Annotated in this window: 8 protein-coding genes and 3 pseudogenes; 2 read left to right on the forward strand and 9 right to left on the reverse strand. The window is 60.8% G+C overall.

Translation table 11 applies throughout. The features are described 5' to 3' along the window. Window positions 1-10 precede the first annotated feature (10 nt). Together V7Z56_RS10755 and V7Z56_RS10760 are read left to right on the forward strand one after the other, a co-directional pair. Window positions 11-2,014 carry an acetyl/propionyl/methylcrotonyl-CoA carboxylase subunit alpha gene (locus V7Z56_RS10755; RefSeq protein ID WP_334129437.1) on the forward strand — a complete coding sequence of 668 codons (2,004 nt, stop codon included), beginning with the start codon at window positions 11-13 and terminating at the stop codon, window positions 2,012-2,014. 3 nt (window positions 2,015-2,017) lie between these two features. Continuing rightward, window positions 2,018-2,476: a MaoC family dehydratase gene (locus tag V7Z56_RS10760; RefSeq protein ID WP_334129438.1), complete on the forward strand. Its 459-nt coding sequence runs from the start codon at window positions 2,018-2,020 to the stop codon at window positions 2,474-2,476. Window positions 2,477-2,549: 73 nt separating this feature from the next. Here the strand turns inward: V7Z56_RS10760 and V7Z56_RS10765 are convergent, their stop codons facing one another. The 9 genes and pseudogenes from V7Z56_RS10765 to V7Z56_RS10800 all read right to left on the reverse strand — a co-directional run. After that, a complete protein-coding gene (locus tag V7Z56_RS10765; RefSeq protein ID WP_334129440.1) occupies window positions 2,550-5,804 on the reverse strand; it encodes an efflux RND transporter permease subunit in 3,255 nt (1,084 codons plus the stop codon). Next, a complete protein-coding gene (locus V7Z56_RS10770; RefSeq protein ID WP_334129442.1) occupies window positions 5,801-6,763 on the reverse strand; it encodes an efflux RND transporter periplasmic adaptor subunit in 963 nt (320 codons plus the stop codon). The genes V7Z56_RS10765 and V7Z56_RS10770 overlap by 4 nt, the downstream gene beginning before the upstream one ends. Window positions 6,764-6,779: 16 nt before the next feature. Beyond that, entirely contained in the window at window positions 6,780-6,980 is a 201-nt protein-coding gene (locus V7Z56_RS10775; protein ID WP_334129443.1) for a YgaP family membrane protein, read from the reverse strand. 295 nt (window positions 6,981-7,275) lie between these two features. Next, complete coding sequence (locus tag V7Z56_RS10780) at window positions 7,276-7,596, reverse strand: ArsR/SmtB family transcription factor (protein ID WP_334129444.1); 321 nt, start codon at window positions 7,594-7,596, stop codon at window positions 7,276-7,278. Window positions 7,597-7,804: 208 nt separating this feature from the next. Continuing rightward, window positions 7,805-8,174 (reverse strand): annotated as a pseudogene (locus V7Z56_RS15695) (DDE-type integrase/transposase/recombinase); the annotation flags it as partial. Between the two features lie 82 nt (window positions 8,175-8,256). Then, window positions 8,257-9,378, reverse strand: coding sequence for an ABC transporter permease (locus tag V7Z56_RS10785; protein ID WP_334129445.1), 1,122 nt, complete (start codon window positions 9,376-9,378; stop codon window positions 8,257-8,259). A gap of 3 nt (window positions 9,379-9,381) precedes the next feature. Beyond that, window positions 9,382-10,047, reverse strand: a pseudogene (locus V7Z56_RS10790) (ABC transporter permease); the annotation flags it as partial. Window positions 10,048-10,109: 62 nt separating this feature from the next. Then, window positions 10,110-10,817 carry an IS6 family transposase gene (locus tag V7Z56_RS10795; protein ID WP_334129447.1) on the reverse strand — a complete coding sequence of 236 codons (708 nt, stop codon included), beginning with the start codon at window positions 10,815-10,817 and terminating at the stop codon, window positions 10,110-10,112. Window positions 10,818-10,853: 36 nt separating this feature from the next. After that, window positions 10,854-11,224 (reverse strand): annotated as a pseudogene (locus V7Z56_RS10800) (DNA methylase N-4); the annotation flags it as partial.

The raw sequence follows: 11,224 nt of genomic DNA on the forward strand, positions 1-11,224 counted from the left end.
GAATGAGGTCATGAGTTCCCTTTTTGAAAAAGCGCCAAATCCTCTTCGCCGCGTCCTCATCGCCAACCGCGGGGAGATTGCCTGCCGCATCATGCGAACCTGCCAACGGCTCGGTCTTGAGACAATTGCCGTCTATTCCGATGTCGATGCCGCGGCCCTCCATGTGCAAATGGCGGATGAGAAAATCAGGATCGGCAACGCCCCCGCCACGCAAAGCTATCTGAATATTGATGCCATCATAGAAGCCATCGAGGTGAGCGGCGCCGATGCCGTGCATCCGGGATATGGATTTCTGTCTGAGAATGCAGCCTTTGCCGAGCGCTGCGAGGAGAAAGGCATCCTATTTATCGGGCCGTCATCTGGCGCCATCCGCGCCATGGGCTCCAAGATCGAGGCCAAGCGTATTGCCGAAGCGGCGGGCGTGCCCACCGTTCCGGGCTATCACGGCGACGATCAGAGTGAGGCGCGGCTTAGGGCGGAGGCTGAAAGAATAGGCTATCCCGTCCTGATAAAGGCCTCGGCAGGCGGCGGCGGGCGGGGCATCCGCCTTGTTCGGAACCCGGCGGATCTCACCCGCGAGCTCAAGCTCGCCCGCGCTGAAGCGCTCTCCGCCTTCGGCAATGACGCACTGCTGATCGAGAAATACATCGAACTTCCCCGCCATCTGGAAGTCCAGATCATGGGCGATACGCACGGCAATCTCGTCCATCTTTTCGAGCGCGATTGCTCCGTCCAGCGCAACAACCAGAAAATCCTCGAAGAAGCGCCCGCCCCCAATCTGCCCGAGGCGGTGCGCGGGAAGCTTTTCGATACCGCCCTGATGCTCGGCCGGGAGATCGGCTACAGATCGGCGGGCACGGTCGAGTTCATCATGGCAGCGGATGACGATCAGCCCTATTTCCTCGAGATGAACACACGGCTGCAGGTCGAACATCCGGTGACCGAAATGATTACCGGCATTGACCTCGTTGACTGGCAGCTCCGGGTCGCGGCCGGGCTCCCCCTCCCCTTGACGCAAGGCGAGATCCGCGCGCAAGGCCACGCCATCGAGGCGCGGCTTGCCGCCGAACGCCCGGCGGATGATTTTCAGCCAAGCATCGGAACCTTCGTGAAGGTCGAGACGCCGCCCGAGCTCCGCTTTGATACCGGCGTCGCCACCGGCTCCGACGTCACGCCCTATTATGACAGCATGCTGGCAAAATTTATCGCCCACGGCAGGGACAGGGCCGCCGCACTCAACGCGCTCTCCCGGGGCGTGAGCGAAAGTGCGCTCCTTGGCGTCGAGACCAACCAGGCCTTCCTGCTTGATTGCCTCGGGGCCGCGGATTTTCAGGAGGGGCGGGCAACGACCGCGTTTCTGAAGCAGAACTTTCCGGACGGCTGGAAGGCCGGCAAAATGCATCTCACGGAGCTCCGGGCTTTGGCCGCGGCGCTCTGGCTTTCAGACCCCTCGCCCGCCCGGAGCGGTCTCTGGCACCGCCGAGATGGCTTTCGCGTCATGGGGGCGCGCCGCCCGGCGACCTGCCTGATCGACCTTCTCGACAGCGCCGGCGAGGTGACGGTCTTTGCCGAGATTGGCCACGGCGCCGCCCGTTTCCGCATCGGTGATGAAAGCATCGAGCTTGGCGATATCCTGACCGCCACCGAGAAAACATTCAGGAACGCGCCCGTTCGCTGGATCCGCGAGGGGAATGTTCTCCATGTCACCTGGAACGGCCAGTCGCTCCGCGCGACGCTCGGCTATTCCGTCGATGCGCCGCCGAAAAGTTTCGAAGAACTCCGCAAGCCCAACGATCTTTCCGCGCCGATGCCCGGGCTGATCACCGAGATCCTCGTCCGCGTCGGCGATACCGTCACGGAAGGCGATCCGATCCTGCAGATGGAGGCCATGAAGCTGGTGCATTCGCTTCGCGCCGGGCGGAGCGGCCGCGTCGCGTCCATTCATTGCAAAGAGGGAGATACCGTCCCGCTTGGCAAACCCCTGATTGAAATTGAAGTCCCTATGGAGAGTTGAAAAATGGCTGGTTTGTGGTTTGAAGAATTTGAAGAAGGCATGGTGTTTGATCACGAATGGACCCGGACGATTACGGAAACGGATAATCGCTGGTTCTCGCTTCTGACAATGAACACCCAGCCCGTGCATATTGACGCGCATGCGGCGGCGGAAAGCGTCTGGAAGCGGCCGCTTGTCAACAGCCTGCTGACGCTTGGCCTGATGGTCGGAATGTCGGTCAACCAGACAACCTTCCGGACTACGATTGCCAATCTCGGCATGGAAAAGGTGAAGTTTCCCCATCCCCTCTTCGAAGGCGATACCGTCCATATCCGGACAACCGTGGTTTCCAAACGCAAGAGTGCGACGCGCCCCGGTGAAGGCATTGTCACGCTCCGCCATGAAGCCTTCAACCAGGATAATGTTCTCTGCGGCACCTGCGAGCGGGCGGCGCTGATGATGCTGAAGCCGGAGACCGCCTGAAGGTTTTCAGCGAATTCCGAAGCCCCGGAACATAGTCCGGGGCTGCCTTACGCTATAGGCCGGGGGCGTTGCCTCACGTCCGCAGTACCCGGTAGATTGCCGGAATGACCAGCACGGTCAGCAGCGTCGAGGAGGCAAGGCCGAACAGCAGCGAGATCGCGAGCCCCTGAAAGATCGGCTCCGCCAGGATGACCGCCGCCCCGATCATCGCGGCGAGCGCCGTCAGCAGGATGGGCTTGAAACGGATGGAACCTGCCTCGATGAGGATTTCCACAAGCTCCCGCCGCCGCACCGGCACGGCGTCCCCGCCCGCCGTCTCATTACCATCAACCGGCACCTCGCGCGGCGCATGTCGGATGAAATCCACCAGCAGGATCGAGTTGCGCACGATAATGCCGGCCAGGGCGATGAAGCCGATCATCGACGTCGCCGAGAAGGGCGCGCCGAACAGCCAGTGACCGCCGAGAATGCCGATAAAGGTCAGCGGAATCGGGGTCAGGATGACAAGCGGCACGGTGAAGGACCGGAACTGCGCGACGACCAGGATATAAATGCCGAGAAGCGCGACGATAAATGCCGCGCCCATGTCGCGGAACGTCACCCATGTCACCTCCCACTCCCCGTCCCAGAGCAGCGTTGGCGACGCTTCATCCTCCGGCTGGCCATGAAGTGAAATGACAGGCTTTGGAAGATCTCCCCAGTCCTCGGCGTCGAGCGCGTCCATGACGGCGATCATGCCATAAAGCGGCGCCTCGAAATCGCCGGCAAGCTCCGCCGTCACCATCTCGGCGGCGCGGCCGTTGCGGCGGAAGATCGGCAGCGAAGCATATTCTTCCGACACAGTGATCACATCCCCAAGCTCGACGACGCCGGCATTCCCCGGCAGGACATTGGTCGGGATCGGCGTTGTCAGGAACCGCTCATCCAGTACCCGCTCGCCCTTCGGCCGGGCGATGCGGATCGGGATCGGCTGCCGCCCGCCGCCGCGATGGGAATAACCGACCGTCGAGCCGCCGTTGAGGATCGCGAGGGTATCGAACACATCCCCCTCCTCGACGCCGAAGAACTCCATATTGTCCGAAACGACCGTTGCCCGGAGCCGCCGCGCCGCAACGCCGTAGGAATTGTCGACATCGACGATAAAGGGCACGCTGCGGAACGCGGCCTCAACCTTCGCCGCGACCTGCCGCCGCGTCTCGGCGTCGGGGCCGTAGATTTCGGCCAGCAGCGTCGCCATCACCGGCGGGCCGGGTGGCGGCTCGAGTACTTTCAGGCTGGTGCCCGCGGGCACCGGCACGGCCTTGATGCGCTCGCGGATATCGAGGGCGATGTCATGGCTTGCCCGCGAGCGCGCATCTTTCGGCGTGAGATTGATGGCAACCTCCCCAAGATGCGGCGACGTCCGGTAGAAGGAATGGCGGACAAGACCGTTGAAATTGAAAGGCGCCGCTGCGCCGGCATAGGTCTGCCCCGAAACCACCTCAGGCAGCGCCAGCACGGCCCGCGCGATGGCCACTGCCGCCGCGTCGGTATCCTCGAGCGATGCACCTTCCGGCAGGTCGATCGTCACCGAAAGTTCGGATTTATTATCGAACGGCAGCAGTTTGACCGTCACATCCCGGCTGTAAAGAAGCGCGAGCGAGCCGAGCGTCGCGATCCCGACAAGGATGAGAAAGAGCCAGCTTCGTCCTTTCGATGCAAGAACGGGCCGGGCGACAGCGGCAAAAATCCGCCCGAGCATGCCGCCTGTCGCGTGATCCGGCGCAGCCTCACCGAGGCGCGCCTTGCCGCCGATCTTCAACATGAGCCACGGCGTTACCATGACCGCAACGAAGAAGGAGAATATCATCGCCGCCGAGGCATTCGCCGGGATCGGGCTCATGTAAGGACCCATCATGCCCGAGACGAACAGCATCGGCAGGAGCGCGGCAACGACGGTGAGCGTTGCAACAATGGTCGGGTTGCCAACTTCGGCGACGGCGGCGATTGCGGTGTCCCGCCGCGGCCGCTCCGGATCTTTTCGCCAGTGCCGCGCGATATTCTCGATCACGACAATGGCATCATCGACAAGGATACCGATGGAGAAGATCAGCGCGAACAGCGAGACGCGATTGAGCGTATAGCCCATCGCCCAGGACGCGAACAGCGTCAGCAGGATGGTGACGGGAATGACCACCGCAACGACCATCGCCTCCCGCCGGCCGATGGCAAGCCAGACGAGGAGAATGATCGAGACGGTCGCGAGGCCGAGATGGAGGAGAAGTTCATTGGCCTTCTCATTCGCCGTCTCGCCATAGTTCCGCGTCACCTCGACGGTCATTTCCTCTGGTATCAGCACGCCTTGCAGCGTATCGAGCCGCGCGAGGATACGGTCCGCGACGGTAACGGCATTCGCGCCCGCGCGCTTGGCAAGGGCGACGGTGACGGCTGGCACGCGCTCCACCCCCTCACCGCTCCGCGTCAGCGTCGAGACCCGCGTCTCGCCGATATCCGTAATGAAATTGACAGCGGCCACATCCCGCACATAGACGGGACGGCCATCGCGCGAGGTCAGCAACAGGTTGCCGATCGCCGCCGGCGTAGCGAGCGTTTCACCGGCCATCAGCATGATCTGTTCACCCCCGTCGCGGACAAGGCCCGTCGGGAAGGCGCGGTTCGCATCGGTCACTTTGCGGGCAAGCTGCTGCAGCGTCACCCCGTAGAGGGCGAGCCGGGCCGGATCCGGCGCGATGCGGATCATCTCGTCGCTCGCCCCGACGAGATAGGTGAGGCCCACGTCGTCGATCTTGGCAAGTTCCGTCTGAAGCTCGCGGGCAACGCGGGTGAGATCATTGGGCGTGATGGAACGTGCCGCTTCCGGCGTCGGCGTCAGAGTCAGGGTAATGATGGCGACATCGTCGATCCCCCGCCCGACAATCAGCGGCTCCGGGATCCCTACCGGGATGCGGTCCATATTGGCACGGATCTTCTCATGCACGCGAAGGACGGCCGCATCCGTCGATGTGCCGACAAGGAAACGCGCGGTGACAAGCACATGATCGTCATTGGTCCGCGAATAGACATGCTCGACCCCGTCGATCCCCTTGACGATCATCTCAAGCGGTTCGGTCACCAGCTTGACCGCATCCTCCGCCCGAAGGCCCACCGCCTGGACCGAAATATCGATCATGGGCACGGAGATCTGCGGCTCCTCCTCCCGCGGCAGAGCCGTGAGGGCGATGAGACCGAAAGCGAAGGCCGCGATAAGAAGCAGTGGCGTCAGCGGGGACGTAATAAAGGCGCGGGTGAGCGCACCGGCAATGCCGAGCCGATCAGATGGAGACGTCATGGCAGCAGAATCGTTTCTCCGGGATGGAGGCCGGTCAGAATCTCGACATGGGGGATACCATCGCGCATCAGCCGCTCGCCGGGAACAACGGCGCGCAAAATCTCGCCGCCCGGCGTCACGACACGGACGAAATCGAGACCGGAGCGGGTCGTGAGGGCGCTTTCGGGCACGAGCAAGGCGTCGCGCACGCCGACCGGAATCTCGACAAGGACGCGCGCATCGACAAATGTGTCATCGAGCGCCGCCACCTCCACATCCGCGATGACACGGCCGTTATCGATCTGCGGATAGATCTTGACGAGCTTCCCGCCGGCTTCCGATCCGCCCGCAACAATGCGAATATCCGCCCCTTCTTCAAGATCGAACGCGTGCCGCTCGGGAATCGCGAGACGCAAATAAAAGCCGCCTCCGCCAATCATGGCGACAGATTCGCCCGCCATGACCACCGCGCCGCGCGTCACGGGAACGCTCAGCACCCGCCCGGCGATGGGGGCGAGCACCTCGCCTTCCTCGCCCTGCTGCAGGACAACGGCGCGCTGCGCCTCGGTCGCTGCGATCTCGTTTCGCACCACCTCAACATCTGTCGCGAGCTGTTCGAGACGCTGCGCGGTGGCAACGCCCCGCTCGATCAGCGAGCGGCCACGCTCAAGCTCGGCTTCCGCACGAACAAGGCGGGCACGGAGGGCACGCAGTTCCGCATCATAGGCGGCGATCTGAAAGGCGATTTTCTCGTCGCGCACAACGGCAATTTTCGCGCCTGCCTCCACTTCGTCCCGCTCCGAGACGAGAAGCTCCACCACCGTGCCGCCGATACGAGCCCGTGCCGGCACGAGATCCCGGGCCTCAACCCGGCCATAAACAGCCTTCCATTCGGTGAAAGGCTGCAACGCGACTTCAAACGGCGCGGCAAGCACGGGCGATGCCCCAATCAAAAGGGCGAGGGCAATTAGCAGACGCATGAGACTTTTCCGCCGGTCAGAAAGCAGGCCCGGGCTTTACCCCCAGCTTGCGAAGGACGAGCGCCGCCGGACAGAAGCCGGTAAAGGCGGACTGCAACAGGTTGGCACCAACGAATACCGTCAGCCAGACGAAATAGGGCGAGACCCACACCGTCAGCGCCACGGAGAGCAGAACCATAAAACCGGCAAAGGCAAGGACAGAACGATCGAGAGACATCGGACTTCTCCTGTGATCCATAGGATGATGTTTTGCACATATAATACGTATCTTCATATATCCGTATATACGATTACGTCAAGAAGATTTTGCCGATGCTTCTGGCCAGCTTTTTATTTTGGCTTTGGACGAATAAGAGGCATCGCGGGGCGGGACGGCGAAAATACGTGAGTAGATGACTTGCAATGCATCCGGGCGATGACCCCTGTCAGCCACAGGCCAGCTGTTACATCGGGGACGAGATGCGGAGGCCGGACGCGGCCTCGATCAATGATTGATCTCGGCGCCCCGTCGCTCAGCGGCCGGGCTTGCAGAAGGATCTGTAGAGGACCTCCACGACGTCGCGGGCCTCCCCGCTTTCGATCCGGTACCAGATGGTCTGACCCTCGCGGCGGCCGGCGATGATGCCGTCGCGGCGGAGCAGCGAAAGATGCTGGGAGACGGTGGAATCGCGAATGCCGAGAAATTTTGCAAGTTCGCCGACTGACGCCTCCCCTTCCGTCAAGCGGCAGAGAATCATCAGCCGGTGCTGATTTGAAAGCGCCTTCAGAAGCTCGCTCGCCTGACTGGCCGCGCCGCGCATTGCATTCGGATCGATGTCAGTTTTAATACTCATAGTTTCGTATCTACACTATCGCGAATATACCGGTCAATGTGAAACCGGTTGATATGTGACTGCGACCGATAGTGGAGCGAAAATCCGCCCTGTTACGGGCGGTTGCATCGCCAGATAAGAGAAATTATTTGCCAGGGGTAAATGGCGGTGCTGTCAGACTAATGCGGCCATGTCTCCGTTTGGCAAAAATGGCACAACGGTAACAATATTATGCAACTCCCAGTTCCTGCCATTGGGCCAGTGCGGCATTTCGTAGAAGCTTATTTATTTCTCAGCTGTTTAAGTGGTGGTTATAGTTGAGGTGGTTATGGACTGAAGCGTAAACCGAGACAAACTTCTGAAAAGTTCACAGGCACCTGAACCTCAACATCGCTCGCTCCCGTCGGCGGAATGGGAGATGTGAGTTTTCACAGCGATTGTTCAACCAACGCCTTTTTTTCTTGTAATGGCGTGCTTCTGATCACTTTCATCGTCGCACCGTATGAGCGCGCTCTGCCTGTCACAATAGCTTCGGGTTCCCCATACCGTTTCATTATTTTCTTGAAGAAAATAGGCGCTGCTTTGCGGTCGCGGCGCCGAAAACAGGGGGAAACAGCGGGCCGCGCCGAGCGCCCGGGCGGGAGTGTTCTGACCTTTTGTCCCGGTGTCAATTGCCTCCTCTCAAGCCATGGTGCTGATGGTGCGACGGAACCGCGCGAGCGCGAAGCCGAACAGCGCGGCCCCTATGACGGCGATCGCGAGGAACTGCGGCCAAACGGCGGTGAAGCCCGCGCCGCGGTAAAGGATCGCTTGGGCGAGCATCACGAAGTGCGTGCTGGGCGCCGCAAGCATGATGTACTGCACGGCCTCCGGCATGCTCTCGCGCGGCGTCATGCCGCCCGAGAGCATCTGCAGCGGCAGCAGCACCAGCATGAGCAGCAGGGCGAACTGCGGCATGGAGCGGGCAACAGTGCCGAGGAAGATGCCCATCGAGGTGGTCGCGAACAGATGCAGCACCGCACCCGCCAGAAACAGCGCGAGCGAGCCTTCGATCAGCACGGACAGCCAGCCCTGTACGACGACGGTGAGCGCGAAGGCGGTGGCGGCGAGCACGACGAGCCCCATCGCCCACACCTTGCTCGTCATGATCTCGAAGGGGGTGACCGGCATGACCAGCAGATGCTCGACCGTTCCGTGCTCGCGCTCGCGGATCAGCGCCGCTCCGGTGAGGATGATGGAGAGCATGGTCACGTTGTCGATGACCTCCATGATCGCGCCGAACCATGACTTGTTGAGTTGCGGGTTGAAGCGGGCCCGGAGCGCCAGATCGACGGGCAGTTCGGCAATCTCGCGGTAACGCTGCACGAAGGTGCGCACCTCGTCGCTGACGATGGTCTGGATATAGCCGCTGCCGGTGAAGGCCTGGCCCATCCGCGTGGCATCGACGTTGAGCTGGACCGTTGGCCGCCTCCCCGCCAGAAGGTCGCGCTGGAAGTTGGGCGGGATGTCGAGAGCAAAGGTGTCGAGGCCGGCGTCCATGCGGGCGTCCATCTCTGCCTGATCGATCACGTCTGGGGAAACAAAGTACGGCGGGTAAAAGGCGCTGACGATGCGCCAGGACAGCGGCGAGCGATCCTCGTTCACAACCGCGATCGGCGCCTTGTTGAGGGTCTCCGGCATGGCCGTGGCCGCCGTGTAGACCGAAACGGTGAAGGCGTAGACGATCAGCACGAGCATGATCGGGTCGCGGACTAGACTGCGCAGCTCCTTAACACCGAGGTGGAAAATATTGGCGATGCGCATGGACTAGCGCTCCTGCTTCTTGAGCAACGCGGCGGACAGCCCGATCAGGACCGGCACGGCCAGCGCCAGCGGGATGAAGGCGGTATGCAGGTCGGAGAAGTTGAGGGCCTTCGAGAAGGTGCCGCGCGCGATGGTCAGGAAATGCGTGGTCGGGTATATCTCGCCGATCAGCCGGCCCATCCCTTCGAGGGACGAGACCGGGTCGATCATGCCGGAGAAGTTCGCCGCCGGCAGGATGGTGAGCACCGCCGTGCCGAAGATCGCCGCGATCTGGCTGCGCATGAAGGTGGAGATGAGCAGCCCCACGGCCGTGGCGGCGCCGACATAGAGCAGCGCACCCACCGCCAACGTCAGGAAGCTGCCCTTCAGCGGCACGCTGAAGATGGTCACCGCGAGCAGCGTGAGCAGCAGAAAGCTCAGAAAAGACAACGCTACATATGGCAACTGCTTGCCGAGCAGGAATTCGAGCCGCGTCGTCGGCGTGACGTAGAAGTTGGTGATCGAGCCAAGCTCCTTTTCCCGCACCACGCTGAGCGCCGCGAGCATGGCCGGGATCAGCATGAGCAGCAGCGGGATCACCGCCGGCACCATCGCCACCAGGCTCTTGACGTCCGGGTTGTACCGGAACCGGGTCTCGATATTGACGAGCCCCGCCAAAGCCTCGCCGTGGTGCTGTCAGACGAATGCGACACTGTCTCTGCGGAACGCAGTAAGGCAGACAAGTCTGCCCATTAGGCCGCAGCAAGTTGTTGCCACTCGCTAAGGGCGGTCTGTCGTTGAAGCTTGAATGTCTTCCGGCTCGTTAAGTGACGTTCATGGTTGAAGTGATTATAGAATGATGAGTGGATTGAGACGAATTTCTGAAGAGTTCGTAGGCACCTGAATCTCAGCATCGCTCGCTCCCGTCGTCGGAATGGCAGATGGGAGTTTTCACCGCGATTGTTCTTCCAACGGCCAACCTCTTGTGCTGTTTCATTACCAATGATTTTCATGGCAGCCCGGTAAGAACGTAATTTATCTGTGACAATGGCACGAGGTTTCCCATACCGTTTCATGATTTTCTTAAGGAAAGCCATTGCTGCTTTGCGATCGCGTCGTTTGGAAACAAAGGCTTCCAGTACCTCTCCTTCGTGGTCGACGGCACGCCACAAGTAATGTATCTCGCCATTGATTTTCACAAAAACCTCATCAAGATGCCATTTCCAGTTTGAATGATTTTGAGGTCGATTGATCCGTTTCTTTCGTATCTCACGGGCGAAAAGCGGGCCAAATCTGTTCCACCAATAGCGGACTGTTTCATGGCAAATGTCGATGCCGCGTTCGTGGAGTAGATCTTCAACGTTACGAAGCGAAAGGGGAAATTTGACATACATCATCACAGCTAGGCGGATGATTTGAGGAGATGTCTTGAAATACCGAAACGGATTCTTTTTTATCATACTCGGAGGCTAGTCGACGAGAAAATCAGCATCAAGCTATTTTCTTCTGACAATCCCAACGGCCCCATCGCGGGAGACAGTGGCGCAGGCGCCCAGTGTCTCGGTGAGGAATGTCCGGAACTCAGAATTAGTCATCTCGCCCGACGCCATCGCAAACTCCCGATGCCGGTCGCTGGTGTTGGCATGTCCGCTGATCCGCACGTTATAGGGCGGATCCAGAAAGGCCGCGTCGACGTTTGTATCTGCGCCGACAACCTTTTGCAAAAACGCAAGGTCACGACTGTCCCCACAGCCAATGCGATGATCTCCCAGTATCCAGATATCCCCTTCTTTGGTTCTGGGCGTTTCCGGAACAGCCGGAATGACCTCATCGTCGGGATCCGCCTGCCCGTCCAGGATCACATCGA

The organism is Sneathiella sp. (genome assembly GCF_036844445.1).
Lineage (GTDB): Bacteria > Pseudomonadota > Alphaproteobacteria > Sneathiellales > Sneathiellaceae > Sneathiella.

Bases quoted from the DNA above. Each gene is read 5' to 3' on its own strand.
- V7Z56_RS10755 (WP_334129437.1), top strand. From the start codon at position 11: ATGAGTTCCCTTTTTGAAAAAGCGCCAAATCCTCTTCGCCGCGTCCTC.
- V7Z56_RS10760 (WP_334129438.1), top strand. From the start codon at position 2,018: ATGGCTGGTTTGTGGTTTGAAGAATTTGAAGAAGGCATGGTGTTTGAT.
- V7Z56_RS10765 (WP_334129440.1), bottom strand. From the start codon at position 5,804: ATGACGTCTCCATCTGATCGGCTCGGCATTGCCGGTGCGCTCACCCGC.
- V7Z56_RS10770 (WP_334129442.1), bottom strand. From the start codon at position 6,763: ATGCGTCTGCTAATTGCCCTCGCCCTTTTGATTGGGGCATCGCCCGTG.
- V7Z56_RS10775 (WP_334129443.1), bottom strand. From the start codon at position 6,980: ATGTCTCTCGATCGTTCTGTCCTTGCCTTTGCCGGTTTTATGGTTCTG.
- V7Z56_RS10780 (WP_334129444.1), bottom strand. From the start codon at position 7,596: ATGAGTATTAAAACTGACATCGATCCGAATGCAATGCGCGGCGCGGCC.
- V7Z56_RS10785 (WP_334129445.1), bottom strand. From the start codon at position 9,378: ATGCGCATCGCCAATATTTTCCACCTCGGTGTTAAGGAGCTGCGCAGT.
- V7Z56_RS10795 (WP_334129447.1), bottom strand. From the start codon at position 10,817: ATGATAAAAAAGAATCCGTTTCGGTATTTCAAGACATCTCCTCAAATC.